Here is a 16000-nt window from a genome sequence, read left to right on the forward strand (position 1 = left end):
CCCGCGGCCGACCCGGTGGCCGGCCGCCCAAGAGGAGAAACACCAGAAATGACCCCCGCTCGCAAGACCGCAGGGCGCGTTGCCTTCGTGGGCTCGGGCCCCGGTGACGCCGGGCTGCTCACCGTCCGCGCCAAGGAACTGCTGGCCAAGGCCGAGGTCGTGGTGACCGATCCGGACGTGCCCGCCGCCGTGCTCGCACTCGCCGCGCCCGGCGCCGAGGTCCGGCCCGCCGTCGGCGAACCGGCCGACGTGGCCAAGGACCTGACCGCCGAGGCCAAGGCAGGCAGGCTCGCGCTGCGCCTGATCGCAGGTGACCCGCTGACCAGCCCGGCCGTGGTGGCCGAGGTGCAGGCCGTTGCCCGCACCTCCGCCGTATTCGACGTGATCCCGGGCGTATCGCCGGGCACCGCAGTGCCTGCGTACGCGGGCGTCGCGCTCGGCGGCACCTACACCGAGGTCGACGTCCGAGGTGACGTCGACTGGGGTTCGCTGGCTGCCGCGTCCGGTCCGCTCGTGCTGCACGCCACCTCGGCGCACCTGGCCGAGGCGGCCAGCCAGCTCACCGAGAAGGGCCTGCCGCCCTCCACTCCGGTCGCGGTGACCGCCAACGGCACCATCAACACCCAGCGCACGCTGGACACCACGCTGGCGTCGGTGGCCAACGACGCGGGCGAGCTGGTCGGCCCGCTCGTGGTGTCCGTCGGCCAGGCCGCCGGACACCGCTCGAAGCTGTCCTGGTGGGAGTCGCGCTCGCTGTACGGCTGGAAGGTCCTGGTGCCGCGCACCAAGGAACAGGCTGGCGAGATGGCCGAGCGGCTGCGCGGCCACGGCGCGACCTCGCACGAGGTGCCGACGATCTCGGTCGAGCCGCCGCGGAGCCCGGCGCAGATGGAGCGCTCGGTCAAGGGCCTCGTCGACGGCCGCTACCAGTGGATCGTGTTCACCTCCACGAACGCGGTGCGCGCGGTGTGGGAGAAGTTCGAGGAGTTCGGCCTCGACGCACGGGCCTTCTCCGGCGTGAAGATCGCCTGCGTCGGCGAGGCGACCGCGGACAAGGTGCGCTCGTTCGGCATCATCCCGGAGCTGGTGCCGCAGGGCGAGCAGTCGAGTGAGGGCCTGTTGGCCGAGTTCCCGCCCTACGACGACGTGCTCGACCCGGTGAACCGCGTGCTGCTGCCGCGCGCCGACATCGCCACCGAGACCCTGTCGGCCGGTCTGGTCGAACGGGGCTGGGAGGTCGACGACGTGACGGCCTACCGCACCGTCCGTGCCGCCCCGCCGCCTGCCGAGACCCGCGAGATGATCAAGACCGGTGGCTTCGACGCGGTCTGCTTCACCTCGTCCTCGACGGTCCGCAACCTGGTCGGGATAGCCGGCAAGCCGCACGCCCGCACCCTGGTCGCGTGCATCGGCCCGAAGACCGCGGAGACCGCCGTGGAATTCGGCCTTCGGGTGGATGTCCAGCCGGAGAAGGCCGACGTGCCGAACCTGGTGGACGCGCTGGCCGAGCACGCCGCCCGGCTGCGTGCCGAAGGTGCGCTGCCGCCGCCGCGCAAGGCCAAGCGGACCCGCCGCAGCTGAGGTCTGCCGCTTCGAGGCCCCCTTTCCGGCACTGGCGGAAAGGGGGCCTCTTCGTGCTGGTGGAGTGCGGCACCGGTGCACCACCGAAGTTCGGTCGCCACTCGCCTGCGGGGTACCGTGGTCGGCGTGTTCCCTGAGCAACGACCCCGCAGGCTCCGTACCACGCCGGCCATGCGCAGGCTGGTCAGCGAGACGACACTTCGCCCCCGGCAGTTGATCCTGCCCATGTTCGTCGCCGAGGGGGCGCAAGCCCCGCGGCCGATCAGCAGTATGCCCGGGGTTGTGCAGCACACCAGGGACACCCTGCGGAAGGCTGCGGTCGAGGCCGTCAACGCGGGCGTCGGCGGGTTGATGCTGTTCGGCATCCCCGCCACGCGCGACGCCGAAGGTTCCGGGGCGATCGACGAAAAGGGCATCCTCAACGTCGCCCTTCGTGATCTGCGCAGTGAGCTCGGCGACGCGACCGTGCTGATGGCCGACACCTGCCTCGACGAGTTCACCGACCACGGGCACTGCGGTGTGCTCGACGCGGACGGTGCGGTGGACAACGACGCCACCTTGCGGGTGTATGCGGAAATGGCGGTGGCGCAGGCGGAAGCGGGCGCGCACATGCTCGGGCCGAGCGGCATGATGGACGGCCAGGTCGGGGTGATCCGCCGGGCGCTGGACGAGGTCGGGCACAGCGAGACCGCGATCCTCGCCTACGCGACGAAATACGCCAGCGCGTTCTTCGGCCCGTTCCGCGAGGCGGTCGATTCGCAGCTGAAGGGCGATCGCAAGACCTACCAGCAGGACCCCGGCAACGGGCGGGAGGCGTTGCGCGAGATCGAACTCGATCTCGGCGAGGGGGCCGACCTGATCATGGTCAAGCCCGCACTGTCCTATTTGGACGTCGTAAAGGCGGCCGCGGACATTTCGCCGGTTCCGGTTGCGGCGTACAACATCTCCGGTGAGTACGCGATGGTCGAGGCGGCCGCCGCGAACGGATGGCTCGACCGGGAGCGCACCGTTCTCGAGGTGCTCACCTCGATTCGCCGTGCCGGTGCGGACCTGATCCTCAGCTACTGGGCCGCTGAGGCTGCGGCCTGGCTGGATTGACCGGCTAGAGTCCCCGGGTGGCCGAGAACGACGAAGACGAACTGACCGACGACGAACGGCGTAAACAGGGCCGGGCGCCGGATCCGGTGCTGCCGGGCCAGACCGCGTCGAAGGCGAAGCCGCCGAAGCCGGTGCACCTCGCCTTCGTCCTCGTCATCGTCGCCGCAGTGGTCCTGGTGGTCGGGCAGGTCGTCACGATCCTGTTCAAGCAGCAGCTGGTCGACGAAGCGGTCCGGCAATCGCAACAGGCCGGCCAGAAGGTGGACGCAGCGCAGGTGGCGGCCAACGCGAGCACGCTGGTCTGGGCGTTGTTCGTCGGCGCGCTGTGCTTCGGTGCGCTTCTGGTGCTGTTCGCGTGGAAATCCCGCGAGGGCACCCGTTCGGCCCGCACGGTGGTCACCCTGCTGGCAGTGCTCGGCCTGATCTTCCAGCTCGGCATCGTGCGCAGTGTGTTCTCGGTGATCTCGTCGCTGCTGCTGGTGATCGCGCTGATCCTGCTGTACCTGCCCAGCGTGGCGGCGTATTTCCCGAAGGTCGGCAAGAAGCTGTAATGGGCCGCACGCTGTACTCGGAACCGGGGGTCCGCTGGACGGCGCTCGTCTGGGGTCCGCTGTTCGCGGTGCTGGGTGCGCTCGCCGAGCTGGCCACGGGCGGACCGGTGCACGTCGTCGGCTGGGTGCTGGTCGGCGTTGCGCTCGTCGCGCTCACGCTGCCGTGGGTGTACGCGCGTCGGCGATTCCTCTCCATCGAGGTCACCACCCACGAACTGCGCCAGGGCCGCGAACGCGTGCCTGCCGGGCGGATCGCGGAGGTGACCGACGTCGGCACGCCGGTGGGCACCAAGGTTCTCGGTGGCGGCTGGTCGGTGCCGCGCAAGTACGACGAGCTGCCGGTCCGGCTCGACGACGACACCGTGGTGCTCGCCTGGGCCCGCGATGTCGAATCCCTGCGCACGGCGCTGGCCGAGCTCGCCGAGGCGAACCGTTCGAACGACCGCGAGGACCGCTCCGATGGCAACTGAACCCGCGCGAGGGAAGCGCAGTGCCGGTGAACCTGAAAGGCTGGACCCCGTGATCGACCTTCCCCAGCCGACCGGCGCCGAACTCTGGCCACCGGAGGAAGCCGAACCGCAGTCCCGGCTCAACCAGCCGTGGCGGGCGTTCGTCGCGCTCGGCGAGGTGGTGGTCGCGGCATTCGCGTTGTGGGCGGCTTTTGCGTTGTGGCACGCCGGGGTGGTCACCGTCGTCACCACAGCAGGAGATGGTGCACAGCTGGCATCTCAGCGGTACTTCGGCGGGCACATCGCCGGGGCGCTCGGCCTCGGCACCCTCACCGCGGTGCTCGTGGTGGATGCGATCCGCCAGCTACTGCTCGCCGTGCGCGCACGCCGCCGTAAGCGCGAGAGCTGACCTTCGCCCCACCGGCGGGGGCGCTGCCGCGCTGGCGGCCTTTGCGCAACGCAGAGCCGGAACGGCCCACTGCACGCCCGGTCAGCTCGTGCTACTTATCCATGATCACCCGACCAGTCAGACTTACCGGACATGCCTAGCTGTGTTGTTCGGTGTGGTTGGTGCCGTGGCTGGCTGGGGTGCGGTCGCTGGTTCCGGTGTGGGGTCGGCCTGTGGGGACAGGTTTGTTGACGGGCGGTTTCTGAGGGGCAGGGCTGGTGGTGGGCCCGTTCGTCGAGCAGGGTGCGGTGGAATCGCTCTGCTTTTCCGTTGGTCTGCGGTCGCCAGGGCCGGGTGCAGCGGCGTATGAATGCTGCGCAGGTGGCGGCGGTCTCGTCGGACAGGATTTCGGTGCGCGTAGCCAGCCGGCTGGAGCGGTCGGTCATTCCCGCCGACCCTCTCTGGCAGTAACGCCCGGCCCAGCGCGACGCTGCGAAACCCGGAACCGCTCGCCGCACAGGCCGGCCCTGCTCCACGACACATCGCACCAGGCCCAGCCGGCCGGCGTCAACGAGGCATGACCGTGGACCATCTCGAACAACACACCTAGCGCACGTCGTTGAGTGCGATGATCGCGACGTTCAGCGCGGTTGCGTAGCAGAGCCAGCCGAAGTACGCCAGGAGTAGCAGCGCGGCCCCGCGGGAACGGCGGTAGAACAGGCCGACCGTCATCAGTACGAAGAAGTCGAGCAGTACGGCGTCCACGCAGGCCAGCCGGGTCGAACCGCCGGCGAAGAACAGTGGTGCCCAGAGCAGGTTGAGCAGCAGGCCGATGCCGTAGAGGGCGAAGCCCTGGGTTTCGCCGTCGGTGCGCCAGTACGCCCAGCCGGCCAGCGCGAGCACCAGGTACGACACCGTCCACACCGGACCCAGCAACTCGGCCGACGGCGCCCACGACGGCAGCGTGAACCGGGTGTAGAGCTCCGGCGCTGCGGTGGCCGAGAGCGAACCGACCAGCGCGACCACGGCGACGAGGCCGAAGAACACCACGAGCATCACCCACGGGTTTCGCCGGTGAGTGGGCGTCGTCACGTGTCTCCTCCAGGGGTCCCCGTCCGCGATCTGGACAAAATACCGCGTGCCGCGCCCACTCCGCCGGATGTGACCGGCGCCGGGTCGTGCGGACGCCGACCGGGTGGATTTGCGAGACTGGGACGGTGAGCACTGGAACGAACACTGGCACCGAGCAGTCCGGGCGTTGGTTCGAACGCGCCAAGTCGGCCGTTCCGGGCGGGGTGAACTCTCCGGTGCGGGCGTTCAACTCGGTCGGCGGCACCCCCCGGTTCATGGTCCGCGGGCAGGGCCCGCACCTGTGGGATGCGGACGGCAACCGCTACGTCGACCTCGTCTCCTCCTGGGGCCCGATGATCCTCGGGCATGCGCATCCGCAGGTGGTGGCGGCCGCCCGTGCGGCGGCGGCGGACGGGCTTTCGTTCGGCACTCCCACGATCGGCGAGGTCGAACTGGCCGAGGAGATCATCGGCCGGGTCGAGCCGGTCGAGCAGGTCCGGTTGGTCAACTCCGGCACCGAGGCCACGATGAGCGCCATCCGGCTCGCCCGCGGCTTCACCGGCAGGCCGAAGATCGTGAAGTTCGCCGGGTGCTACCACGGGCACGTGGACGCGCTGCTGGCGCAAGCCGGTTCCGGCGTCGCCACGCTCGGGCTGCCGACCTCGCCGGGTGTCACCGGCGCGCAGGCGGCCGATACGATCGTGCTGCCCTACAACGATCTTGCTGCGGTCCGTCAGTCCTTTGTGGACAACGAGGGGCAGATTGCCGCGGTGATCACCGAGGCCGCCGCAGGCAATATGGGCGCGATCGCACCGGACGCCGGGTTCAATGCCGGACTGCGCGACCTCGCCCACGAGCACGGCGCGCTGCTCATCATGGACGAGGTGATGACCGGCTTCCGCGTCTCGCGCGCGGGTTGGTACGGCCTCGACGGGGTGGCCGGCGACCTGTACACCTTCGGCAAGGTGATGTCCGGCGGTCTTCCTGCCGCGGCGTTCGGCGGTCGCGCCGACGTGATGGCCAAGCTCGCGCCGGGTGGTCCGGTCTACCAAGCCGGTACGTTGTCCGGGAACCCGGTCGCAGTCGCCGCTGGCCTCACCACGTTGCGTGCGGCCGACGACGCCGTGTACGCGAAGCTCGACGCCAATGCGAAGCGCCTCGGTGACCTGTTTGATGCGGCGTTGACCGAGGCCGGCGTCGCGCACACCGTGCAGTACGCGGGCAACTTGGTGAGTGTCTTCTTCGGCGAGAAGCCGGTACGCGACTACGCCGGCGCGCAGGCCACCGAGACCTGGCGCTTCCCGCCGTTCTTCCACGCGCTGCTCGAAGGCGGCGTGTACGGGCCGCCCAGCCCGTACGAGGCGTGGTTCGTGAACGCGGCGATGGATGACGAGGCCTTCGGCATCATTGAAGCGGCACTTCCCGCCGCGGCGCGCGGGGCGGCCCAGGCGGTGCGTCCGTGACCACCGTCGTCCACATGCTGCGCCACGGTGAGGTGCACAACCCGGACAAGGTCCTCTACGGACGGCTGCCGAACTTCCGGCTGTCCGAGCGCGGACAACGGCAGGCGCTCACCGTCGCGGAGTCTGTTGCGGGACATGACCTCGCGTACGTGGTCGCGTCGCCGTTGCAGCGTGCACAGGAGACCGCCGCGCCGATCGCGGCCGGGCACCGGCTCGACATCGCGACCGACGAAGGCTTGATCGAGGCGGCGAACGTCTTCGAGGGTCAGCGCGTGGCCGTCGGCGACGGCGCGCTGCGGCAGCCGAAGGCGTGGCCACACCTGGTCAATCCGCTTCGTCCGTCATGGGGTGAGCCGTACGTGGAGATCGCGCACCGCATGCTCGGTGCGGTCCACCGTGCGCGGGAGAAGGCCGAGGGCAGGGAGGCGCTGTGTGTGTCCCACCAGCTGCCGATCTGGACGCTGCGGCGATTCCTGGAGGCGAAGCGGCTGTGGCACGACCCGCGGCAGCGGCAGTGCTCGCTTGCGTCGCTCACCAGCCTGGTCTTCGACGGCGAGTCGCTGGTGGAGATCGTCTACAGCGAGCCTGCGGGCGCAACCGACCCGAAGGTGACCGGCGCATGAAACGCCCGCTGCTCGGGGTGCTGCTGGCCGCCGCGCTCGCCGTGGCCGGCTGCTCCACCGGCAAGGACGCAGTGGTGGAGGGCGGCACTTTCACCTTCGTTTCGCCGGGTGGTCAGGTCGACATCAGCTACCCGCTGGACAAACGGCAGAAGGCCCCGGTGCTCTCCGGCGACGACCTGATGAACGAGGGCAAGCAGCTCTCGCTTGCCGATTTCCCCGGCAAGCCGATCGTGCTGAACCTGTGGGGCCAGTGGTGCGGCCCGTGCCGTTCGGAATCCCCGGAGCTGGAGACGACCAGCAAGGAAATCCAGCCGATCGGGGCGCAGCTGGTCGGGCTGGACGTGCGCGACCCGGCCCGTGACGTGGCACAGGACTTCGTGCGGGACCGCGCGCTGACCTACCCGTCCATCTGGGATCCGTCCGGCCGGGTGCTGCTGCAGCTCACCGGGTATCCGCGCAACATCATCCCGTCCACCATCGTGCTGGACAAACAGCACCGGGTGGCCGCGGTGTTCCTTCGCACGGTCGGGTCCGCCGATCTGACCCCGCTGGTGCAGAAGCTGGTGGCGGAGAAGTAACCGGCCGTCCTTTTCCGTTGGCGGGGCGGCAGTCCGGCTGCTACCAGGTCACCGGCAGCCGGTGCAGGCCGTAGATGTTCGCGTCGTACTTGAACGGCAGATCGTCGACGTCCGTGGCCAGCGACAGTGTGGGGATCCGCCGGAACAGGGTGTCGAAGACGGTCTGCAGTTCCATCCGGGCGAGGTTCTGGCCGAGGCACTGGTGCGGGCCGAAGCCGAAGGCGACGTGGTGGCGTGCGCCGCGCTCGACGTCGAGCTTGTCCGGGTCCTCGAACGCCCGCGGGTCGCGGTTGGCCGAATAGCCCAGTGCCAGCACGCCTTCCCCCGCCTTGATGAGCTGCCCGCCCACCTCGACGTCCTCGATGCACAGCCGCGCCGTTGCCGCGTCGACGATCGTGAAGTACCGCAGCATTTCCTCGACCGCGTCGAGTGTCCTGCTCCGGTCGGCTTCGATCACCGCGAGCTGCTCCGGGTTCTGCAGCAGGGCCACGGTCGAGAGCGAAATCATGTTCGCCGTCGTCTCGTGTCCGGCGACCAGCAACAGGAAGCCCGTTGTGGCCAGCGCTGCCCGCCGGTAGCCACCCTCCTCGCGGAGCTTGACGATCTGCCGCCCGAGCAGGTCGTCCGGCGGATTCCGCTCCTTCTCCGCGATGAGGTCCGCCAGGTAGCTCCGCACGGTCACGAACGCCGCCCGCCGGTCCGCCGGTGCGGTATCGCGGTTGATCAGCTTTGCGGTGTTTTCCTGGAAGAAGTCGTGGTCGGCATAGGGCACTCCGAGCATTTCGCAGATCACCAGTGACGGCACCGGCAGCGACAGCGCTTCGACCAGATCGCCCGGCTTCGGCCCGGCCAGCAGTGCGTCGATCTGCCCGTCGACGATCGCCTGGATCCGCGGCCGCAGTGCCGCCAGCCTGCGCACGGTGAACTCGCCGAGCACTGCCTTGCGAGCCGGCCCGTGCTCGGGCTCGTCCATCTCGATCATGGTGCGTTCGTCGTCCGGCCGCCGGACCGTTGCCTCGCCTTTGACCAGCTGCGGGAAATCCGGTTGCTGCCGGTCGGCGCTGAACCTCCGGTCGTTCAGCACCGCCCGTACGTCCTCGTGGCGGCTGACCACCCAGGCCAGTTCGCCGCCGGGCAGCCGAACTCGCGAGACCGGCTCTTGTTCGCGGATCTGTTCGTATGCCGGCGGTGGCGCGAACGGGCACGTGCGGGCCATGGGGAACTCGTGTTTCTCGGCAGTGGTCATGACTTCCTTTTCCCCTCGCAGGCGAAGTTCGGTTCTGCCGCTTCCAGCCGCGGTGTGGCGACGCCCAGCCGTCGCGCTTCGGCCAGTACGTCTCGGCAGGTCTCACGCGGCTCTTGGGCTTCCGGGTCGGAGTGTGTCTCGAAGCTCATGCGCACTGGCGCGAAATGGGCGGTCATCCACGCGAGCGCGGGGGCGGTCAGCCAGGTGGGTATGTGGAATTGCCGCAGGCTGCCGCGGTGCCGTTTCAAGTCGACGCCGCGTGCCTCGAGGAGGGGGAGGAGTTCGCGGCTGGTTCGCAGTGCTTCGCGTAGGTCGGCTGTTGCTCCGGCCAGCTTGGACAGCGAGCCGAGCCGCAGGCCTTGTGCCTGCAGGCCGGCGCCGGAGACGAAGTGGATCCACAGCCAGCCGCGGAAGTCGGGTTGTTCGCGGAGCCGGAATCCCGCGTCACGAAACATCCGGCGGACGGCCCGTTCGCGCGTGGTCGGGGGTGGGCCGAAGGTGCCGAAGACGACCGACGGCAGCACAGTGCCGCGGAGCACACCGTCTTCGCCGAAGCTGCCGCCGGCTTGGGGAAAGCCCCAGGCGAGCTGGTCCAAGGGGAGGTCGCCGATCGCGGTCAGTGGCTCGGCCCAGAGATTGCCGAAGACCAGCACGGTGGCGTTGCCGATGCGCGGCGCCAGGAAAGCCGCTGCTTCGGTGAAGCGGTGGTGCGGCACGCTCAGCACGATCAGGTCGAAATCGTGGTCCGGCGCCAACGTCTCGCGGTAGCGCACCGGCCATTTCCCGGCGATGCGCTGTCCTCGTACCCGGCGCCGCGTGTCGAGCAGATCGAGGTCTATCGCGTCCCCGTACGCCGCCGCACGGCCTGGCCGGACGTAGAACTCGACGTCATGTCCGGCCCGCTCCAGTGCCCAGCCGTAGATGGTCGCGATCACGCCTCGGCCGAACATGAGGACTTTCATGCGACACCTCGTGGGGTACGATGGAATCGGAGACTATCTCCACTTGTACGATATGGAGATGACCTCCGTTTGTCAACGGGAGGCAATGCATGAACGCCGTCAAGCCGCTGCGTGCCGACGCGCGGCGCAACCGCGAGGCCTTGTTGGCCAAGGCTCGGGAGGTCTTCGACGCCGGCGGCTTTTTCGACCTGCGCTTCGATGATTTCGCCGAGCTGGCCGGGGTGGGTGTCGGCACGCTGTACCGCCATTTCCCCAGCCGGGAGGCGTTGGCCGAGGCGGTCTACCACGGTGAGATCGACGCACTCTGCCAGCGCGCTCGCCGGCTGGCGGCCACGCTTCCCGCGGAGGAGGCGCTGGCGACTTTCCTGCGCGGCATGATCGACCACATCGACGCACACCAAGGCCTGGCCCGGACGCTGGCCACGCTGATGACCACCGACTCGGGTGCGCTTGCCGAGACCGGCCAAGCGCTGGAGCAGGCGGTCACCGACCTGGTGTCCGCCGCCGTGCAGGACGGCGTCGTCCGCGACGACGTGGGCGCCGGTGCCGTGATGATGGCGCTGCACGGCATCGGCGCGGCCCACGACCGCCCCGGCTGGCGGGCCGAGGCGGACGGCGTCATCACCCTCGTACTGGACGGACTGCTCCGCCCGCGCTCAGTTCAGGCACCCACCCGTACGCCGTGACGCGACCACCGCGCTCCTGCCCGGACGACGCCTCGTGAGATCCGCCCGACATCGCGCAGTGCTCGGCCGGATCCGCCCGGAAAGCCCAGCCGGGACGAAGGTCCCGTTCCGGAGTGGCGTAGGTCCTGTGAACCGGACCCGCCCGTCTCACGCCCAGCTCACTGCCTACGCTCAGATGCGTGAACTCCGTGTCCGAGCTGGCGATCTCCGGACCGCTGCTGCTCGCCGCGGGCGTGGCGCTGGTGGCCGGCGCGATCTCGTTCGCGTCGCCGTGCGTGGTGCCGCTGGTGCCGGGCTACCTCGCCTACCTCGCGGCGTTGGTCGGCGCGGACGCCCCGGCGGTACGGGCCGGTGAGGACCGCAAGAAGGGCCGCTACGCCGTGCTCGGTGCGGCCGGGCTGTTCGTGCTCGGGTTCACCGTGGTGTTCGTCGCGACGCTGGGCACGCTCGTCTGGCTCGCCGACACCCTGCTGGTCAACCAGGACCTCCTGCAACGCATCGGCGGTGTGCTGACCATCGCCATGGCGCTGGTCTTTCTCGGCTGGATTCCCGGGCTGCAGCGCGAGTTCCGCTCGCACCACGTGCCGGGTGGCGGGATCTGGGGCGCGCCGGTGCTCGGCGCGGTGTTCGGGCTCGGCTGGACACCGTGCATCGGGCCGACGCTCTCGGCCGTGACCAGCCTCGCCAGCGCCACCGGCGGGGCCGCGGCACGCGGATACCTGCTGGTGCTCGTCTACTGCGTTGGTCTCGGCCTGCCGTTCCTGCTGCTCGCCATCGGCGCCCGCTGGGCGGTGCGGGCCACCGACTGGCTCCGCCGCAACGGCCGTCGCGTGCAGCTGATCGGCGGCGGGCTGCTGCTGATCGTCGGTGTCCTGCTGGTCACCGGATTGTGGGGAGACGTCATGGGCTGGCTGCGCAACTCCTTCGCCTCCAACCTCGAGCTGCCACTGTGACCACCACCGAAGCGCCCCCAGCGGATCCGAAGCGCCCGTACCGGCCCTCGCGCGGTAAGCAGCTGCTGGCCTTGCTGCGCAACACCTGGCGCGGGCTCACCTCCATGCGCACCGCACTGGTGCTGCTGTTCCTGCTCGCGCTCGCCGCGTTGCCCGGTGCGCTGCTCCCGCAGCGGCGGCTCAACGCAGGCAAGGTCGACGAGTACATCTCGGCGCACGGCTGGTGGGGCACGCTGCTGGACAAGCTGGAGTTCTACGACGTCTACTCCAGCGTCTGGTTCTCCGCGGTCTACCTGCTGCTGATGATCTCGCTCGTCGGCTGCCTTACCCCGCGCAGCTTCGACTACGTCCGGCAGATGCGGGCCAAGCCGGTGCTGACCCCGCGCAACCTCTCGCGGATGCCGCACCACCGCATCGCCCGCACGTCGCGTACCGCAGAGACGATCCGCGCGGACGTGCGCAAGCAGCTGTCCGGCTGGCGGCGGGTCGAACGCGACGAGGAGGACGGCGGGTTCAGCATTTCCGCCGAACGCGGCTATCTGCGCGAGACCGGCAACCTGCTGTTCCACTTCGGCATGCTCGGCCTGATCATCTTCTTCGCGCTCGGCAAGCTCTACACCTACGAGGGCCAGGTCATCGTCCAGGCCGACGGCAGCCAGTTCTGCAACTCCGGCATCTACAACTACGACTCGTTCGAGGCCGGCCTCGACGTCGACGGCACCAACCTCGACCCGTTCTGCGTCAAGGTCGACGACTTCACCGCGCACTACACCCCGACCAACGAGGTCGACTACTACCACTCGAACATCCAGTACCAGTCCGGCGCCGATCTGCAGAGCGGTACCTGGCGGCCGTACAACCTCGAGGTCAACGAACCGCTGCGGACCGTGGGCGACCGGGTGTACCTGCTGGGCAACGGGTATTCGCCGCAGTTCACGGTGACCTTCCCGAACGGGGAGAAGCGCACCCAGAACACCCAGTGGCGCTACAGCGACGCATCCACGATGCTCTCCGACGGCGCCACGAAGTTCGACCCGCCGGGCGTGACCGACGAGATCCAGCGGCGCACCCGGCAGCTCGCGATCACCGGCCTGCTCGCGCCGACCTCGTTCGTGCACGGCGGGGTGCTCACGTCCACCGCGCCGGAGCTGAACAACCCGATGGTCGCGATCGACGTGCTGCGTGGTGACCTCGGGCTGGACGCGGGCCGCGGGCAGTCGGTGTTCGAGGTCGATCAGTCGAGGGTCGCCGACGGACGGCTCAGCCGGGTCGCGCGGCAGAACCTCGCGGTCGGCCAGGAGCTGAAACTCGACGACGGCACGCGTATCCGCTTCGACGGCGTCAACAGGTGGGTGAACCTGCAGGTCTCGCACGATCCCACGCAGGGATACGTGCTCGGCTTCGCGATCGTGATGTTCGCGGGGCTCAGTGCGTCACTGCTGGTCAAGCGGCGTCGGGTGTGGGTACGGGTGCGCCCGGGTGACGACGGCCACGCGGGTACCGTGATCGAGGTCGCCGGGCTGGCGCGCACGGATCAAGCCGGATACGGCGAAGAGTTCCAGCGGATCAGCGAACGGCTGGTCACGGGCCGGAAGGACAGCTGAGGCATGGAGATCAACGAGACGTTCTCGCAGTACAGCGACTGGTTCTACACCACAACGGTGGCGATCTACGTGCTGGCGCTGCTGTTCTCGCTGTTCGAGCAGGCTTTCGGGGCGAAGGGCCGTCGCGCGACCGAGCGCAGCAGGCAGCGGGTGCTGGTCGGCGCCGGTGGTCCGGACGCGGAGCTGGAGGACGCCGACACGCCTGCGCCGCCGGAGCCGCCGCGGGAGGTCGGCCGCCCGGAGCGGATCGGCCGGATGGGCGCGGCGCTGCTCGTGCTCGGCGCGCTGCTGCAGCTCACCGCGATCGTGTTGCGCGGACTGGCGGTGCACCGCGCGCCGTGGGGCAACATGTACGAGTACGGCATGGCGGTCACCTTCATCACGGTGGTCGCATGGCTGATCGTGATCAAGAAGTTCCCGGTCCGCCATCTCACCGGCTTCCTGCTGCTGCCGGTCGTGATCCTGATGTTCATCAACGGCACCATGCTGTACACGGTGGCCGCGCCGGTGGTGCCCGCGCTGCAGTCCTACTGGCTCTACATCCACGTGTCGGCGGCGATCATCGGTTCCGGGGTGTTCCTGGTGCCCGGCGTGGCCAGCGTGCTCTACCTGTTCCGCACCGCCTACGACAAGGATTCGGCGCGGTTCCCGAAGTTCGGCCCGAAGCTGCCCGCCGCGGACGTGCTCGACCGGATCTCCTACCGGGTCACCATCGTCGCGTTCCCGATCTTCACCTTCGGTGTGCTGTGCGGTGCCGTCTGGGCCGAGGCCGCATGGGGCCGGTTCTGGGGCTGGGACCCGAAGGAAACGGTCGCCTTCATCGCCTGGGTGATCTACGCGGCCTATCTGCACTCCCGGGCGACCGCGGGCTGGCGGGGCACGCGCGCGGCGGTGATCAACATCGTCGGATTCGCGGCGACCATCTTCAACCTGTTCTTCGTCAATCTGGTGACTGCCGGACTTCACTCCTACGCCGGGGTGAACTGAGGCGGGGGTCCAGGGGATCCCTCCCGGCTTCGGCGACTACCTTCGTCATCAGGGGTATTCGACAGACGCGGGAGGTTGGCACGGTGACCGGACCCAGTGAAGAGGCTGCCGGGGGAAGGCAGCCCGAGCAGGCCCAGGAACCGGCAGCCGAGTTGTTCTCCGAAGAACGCACCGATTCGGCACCACATCCGGGCACCGGACCGTACGACGCGCAGCCGACGCAGGTCGTCCAGCCGAATGCGTACGCCACGCCGCCGGGGCAGCCGCAGCAAGGCCAGCAGCCACCGAACCAGCAGCCGCAAGGCCAGCAGCCGCCCGGCCAGCCGCAGGGCTACCCGCAGGGCGGCTATCCGCAGCAGGGCTACGACCAGAACCTGCCGCCGTTGCAGCCACCGGAGCCGGGGTACCCGCCGGGCTACCAGCAGGCACCTGCGCAGAACCCCGGCCCACCGCCGGGGCTCCCGCAGCCGGGCGGTGCCCCGGCGCCGGACGAGCTGTCCACGGCGCACCTGGTCAAGCAGCAGAAGCGCACCCCGCAGTCCGGATGGCGCAAGGTGCTGCACCGGATGTCGGGCAAGCTGATCAACCCCGGCGAGAGCCCGGCCGACACCCGTCGCCGTGAGCTGATCGCCAGGGTCAACCAGCCGCTGCGCGGGTGCTACAAGATCGCGATGCTCTCGCTGAAGGGCGGCGTCGGCAAGACCACCACCACGACCACGCTCGGCTCCACCTTCGCCTCGCTGCGCGGTGACCGTGTGGTGGCCGTTGACGCGAACCCGGACCGGGGCACGCTGTCGCAGAAGATCGCCATCGAGACCACCGCGACGGTGCGGCATCTGCTGCGCGACGCGGACAAGATCACCCGCTACAGCGACGTGCGCTCGTACACCTCACAGGGCGCCAGCCGGCTGGAAATCCTTGCCAGTGAGCAGGATCCGGCGGTGTCGGAAGCGTTCTCGGAGAAGGACTACCGGCGCACGGTGAACCTGCTGGAGCACTTCTACAACATCGTGCTCACCGACTGCGGCACCGGACTGATGCACTCGGCGATGAAGGGCGTCCTCGACGTCGCCGATTCGCTCGTGGTGGTGTCGTCCGGTTCGGTCGACGGTGCACGCAGTGCCTCGGCCACGCTCGACTGGCTCGAGGCGCACGGCTACGGCGACCTGGTGAAACGTTCCGTGGTGGTGATCAACTCGGTGCGCCCGAAGGGCAGTTCGGTCGATCTGGACAAGCTGTCCGCGCACTTCGGCTCGAAGGTCCGCGCGGTCTGCCGCGTCCCGTTCGACCCGCATCTGGAAGAGGGCGCGGAAATCGAGCTGGAACGGCTGGCCTCGAACACCAGGCTCGCGCTGCTGGACCTGGCCGCCACGGTCGCCGACGGCTTCGGCAGGGATCAGCAGTACCGCTGATCCCCGCAGCGAGGGGTCAGGATTCGTCGTCGGGACGGCGGTCGCGCTGTTCCTCGGTGAGCTTGCGCAGGAAGTCCGGGTCGTCGTCGGGGGCGAGCGTCGAGCGGCGCTGGGGCACGTGCACCCGCTCGGCGCCGAGCACCCGCCACAACAGAACGACGATGGTGATCGCGCCCACCGCCGCGAGCAGAGCAATCATGCCCAGGTCCTTCCGTCGTGCGGGCCGTGCCGGTTTCCCAGGCTAGTCCGAAAACCGGGAAGTGTCGCAGACCCCGGGTACGAGCGAAGGGTCGTGACCGGTAAGCGGTGCTCGGCGGCACCCCTTACCACTCACGACCCTTCTCGTAC

At 69.4% G+C, this 16000-nt stretch carries 17 protein-coding genes; 13 read left to right on the forward strand and 4 right to left on the reverse strand.

The annotated features are described in order from the left end of the window. Positions 1 to 48 precede the first annotated feature (48 nt). From ABD793_RS20225 to ABD793_RS20245, 5 genes are all read left to right on the forward strand, one after another. Positions 49 to 1581 (forward strand): bifunctional uroporphyrinogen-III C-methyltransferase/uroporphyrinogen-III synthase, encoded by a 1533-nt coding sequence (locus tag ABD793_RS20225; protein WP_344862172.1) that lies wholly within the window; start codon positions 49 to 51, stop codon positions 1579 to 1581. 126 nt (positions 1582 to 1707) lie between these two features. Then, a complete protein-coding gene (gene hemB / locus ABD793_RS20230) occupies positions 1708 to 2679 on the forward strand; it encodes a porphobilinogen synthase (protein WP_344862174.1) in 972 nt (323 codons plus the stop codon). 17 nt (positions 2680 to 2696) lie between these two features. Further along, complete coding sequence (locus tag ABD793_RS20235; RefSeq protein WP_344862176.1) at positions 2697 to 3230, forward strand: hypothetical protein; 534 nt, start codon at positions 2697 to 2699, stop codon at positions 3228 to 3230. Further along, a complete protein-coding gene (locus ABD793_RS20240) occupies positions 3230 to 3700 on the forward strand; it encodes a hypothetical protein (protein WP_344862177.1) in 471 nt (156 codons plus the stop codon). Before ABD793_RS20235 ends, ABD793_RS20240 begins: the two co-directional genes overlap by 1 nt. Before the next feature lie 49 nt (positions 3701 to 3749). Then, positions 3750 to 4088: a hypothetical protein gene (locus tag ABD793_RS20245; RefSeq protein WP_344862179.1), complete on the forward strand. Its 339-nt coding sequence runs from the start codon at positions 3750 to 3752 to the stop codon at positions 4086 to 4088. A 585-nt stretch (positions 4089 to 4673) separates the two neighbouring features. On the opposite strand, the gene ABD793_RS20255 is transcribed toward ABD793_RS20245, so the two are convergent. Continuing rightward, the gene (locus ABD793_RS20255; RefSeq protein WP_425548728.1) at positions 4674 to 5159 is read right to left on the reverse strand and encodes a TspO/MBR family protein; all 486 of its coding nucleotides are present in this window, start codon (positions 5157 to 5159) and stop codon (positions 4674 to 4676) included. Positions 5160 to 5284: 125 nt separating this feature from the next. Here ABD793_RS20255 and hemL point away from each other — a divergent pair, with 125 nt between their 5' ends. The 3 genes from hemL to ABD793_RS20270 are packed head-to-tail and all read left to right on the forward strand — an operon-like array spanning position 5285 to position 7802. Continuing rightward, complete coding sequence (gene hemL / locus ABD793_RS20260; protein WP_344862181.1) at positions 5285 to 6601, forward strand: glutamate-1-semialdehyde 2,1-aminomutase; 1317 nt, start codon at positions 5285 to 5287, stop codon at positions 6599 to 6601. Continuing rightward, the gene (locus ABD793_RS20265; RefSeq protein WP_344862183.1) at positions 6598 to 7224 is read left to right on the forward strand and encodes a histidine phosphatase family protein; all 627 of its coding nucleotides are present in this window, start codon (positions 6598 to 6600) and stop codon (positions 7222 to 7224) included. The genes hemL and ABD793_RS20265 overlap by 4 nt, the downstream gene beginning before the upstream one ends. Further along, positions 7221 to 7802 carry a TlpA family protein disulfide reductase gene (locus ABD793_RS20270; protein WP_344862184.1) on the forward strand — a complete coding sequence of 194 codons (582 nt, stop codon included), beginning with the start codon at positions 7221 to 7223 and terminating at the stop codon, positions 7800 to 7802. Before ABD793_RS20265 ends, ABD793_RS20270 begins: the two co-directional genes overlap by 4 nt. A 40-nt stretch (positions 7803 to 7842) precedes the next feature. Here ABD793_RS20270 and ABD793_RS20275 read toward each other — a convergent pair whose 3' ends face one another. Then, on the reverse strand, positions 7843 to 9048 hold the full coding sequence (locus ABD793_RS20275) for a cytochrome P450 (RefSeq protein ID WP_344862185.1): 1206 nt from the start codon (positions 9046 to 9048) through the stop codon (positions 7843 to 7845). Continuing rightward, positions 9045 to 10010, reverse strand: coding sequence for a ketopantoate reductase family protein (locus ABD793_RS20280; protein WP_344862186.1), 966 nt, complete (start codon positions 10008 to 10010; stop codon positions 9045 to 9047). The genes ABD793_RS20275 and ABD793_RS20280 overlap by 4 nt, the downstream gene beginning before the upstream one ends. Positions 10011 to 10099: 89 nt before the next feature. Here ABD793_RS20280 and ABD793_RS20285 point away from each other — a divergent pair, with 89 nt between their 5' ends. The 5 genes from ABD793_RS20285 (at position 10100) to ABD793_RS20305 (ending at position 15652) form a co-directional block, all read left to right on the forward strand. After that, positions 10100 to 10696: a TetR/AcrR family transcriptional regulator gene (locus ABD793_RS20285; RefSeq protein WP_344862187.1), complete on the forward strand. Its 597-nt coding sequence runs from the start codon at positions 10100 to 10102 to the stop codon at positions 10694 to 10696. Between the two features lie 179 nt (positions 10697 to 10875). Continuing rightward, entirely contained in the window at positions 10876 to 11649 is a 774-nt protein-coding gene (locus ABD793_RS20290; RefSeq protein WP_344862189.1) for a cytochrome c biogenesis CcdA family protein, read from the forward strand. After that, positions 11646 to 13253 (forward strand): cytochrome c biogenesis protein ResB, encoded by a 1608-nt coding sequence (gene resB, locus ABD793_RS20295; protein WP_344862191.1) that lies wholly within the window; start codon positions 11646 to 11648, stop codon positions 13251 to 13253. The genes ABD793_RS20290 and resB overlap by 4 nt, the downstream gene beginning before the upstream one ends. Positions 13254 to 13256: 3 nt before the next feature. Beyond that, positions 13257 to 14240 carry a c-type cytochrome biogenesis protein CcsB gene (ccsB, locus tag ABD793_RS20300; protein ID WP_344862193.1) on the forward strand — a complete coding sequence of 328 codons (984 nt, stop codon included), beginning with the start codon at positions 13257 to 13259 and terminating at the stop codon, positions 14238 to 14240. Positions 14241 to 14323: 83 nt separating this feature from the next. Next, entirely contained in the window at positions 14324 to 15652 is a 1329-nt protein-coding gene (locus ABD793_RS20305) for a MinD/ParA family ATP-binding protein (protein ID WP_344862195.1), read from the forward strand. Between the two features lie 16 nt (positions 15653 to 15668). Here the strand turns inward: ABD793_RS20305 and ABD793_RS20310 are convergent, their stop codons facing one another. Continuing rightward, complete coding sequence (locus ABD793_RS20310) at positions 15669 to 15851, reverse strand: hypothetical protein (protein ID WP_344862197.1); 183 nt, start codon at positions 15849 to 15851, stop codon at positions 15669 to 15671. Positions 15852 to 16000: the final 149 nt, after the last annotated feature.

This window comes from Amycolatopsis ultiminotia, from assembly GCF_039536925.1.
Classification (GTDB): domain Bacteria; phylum Actinomycetota; class Actinomycetes; order Mycobacteriales; family Pseudonocardiaceae; genus Amycolatopsis; species Amycolatopsis ultiminotia.

Bases quoted from the DNA above. Each gene is read 5' to 3' on its own strand.
- ABD793_RS20225 (WP_344862172.1), top strand. From the start codon at position 49: ATGACCCCCGCTCGCAAGACCGCAGGGCGCGTTGCCTTCGTGGGCTCG.
- ABD793_RS20240 (WP_344862177.1), top strand. From the start codon at position 3,230: ATGGGCCGCACGCTGTACTCGGAACCGGGGGTCCGCTGGACGGCGCTC.
- ABD793_RS20270 (WP_344862184.1), top strand. From the start codon at position 7,221: ATGAAACGCCCGCTGCTCGGGGTGCTGCTGGCCGCCGCGCTCGCCGTG.
- ABD793_RS20275 (WP_344862185.1), bottom strand. From the start codon at position 9,048: ATGACCACTGCCGAGAAACACGAGTTCCCCATGGCCCGCACGTGCCCG.
- ABD793_RS20280 (WP_344862186.1), bottom strand. From the start codon at position 10,010: ATGAAAGTCCTCATGTTCGGCCGAGGCGTGATCGCGACCATCTACGGC.
- ABD793_RS20285 (WP_344862187.1), top strand. From the start codon at position 10,100: ATGAACGCCGTCAAGCCGCTGCGTGCCGACGCGCGGCGCAACCGCGAG.
- ccsB (WP_344862193.1), top strand. From the start codon at position 13,257: ATGGAGATCAACGAGACGTTCTCGCAGTACAGCGACTGGTTCTACACC.
- ABD793_RS20310 (WP_344862197.1), bottom strand. From the start codon at position 15,851: ATGATTGCTCTGCTCGCGGCGGTGGGCGCGATCACCATCGTCGTTCTG.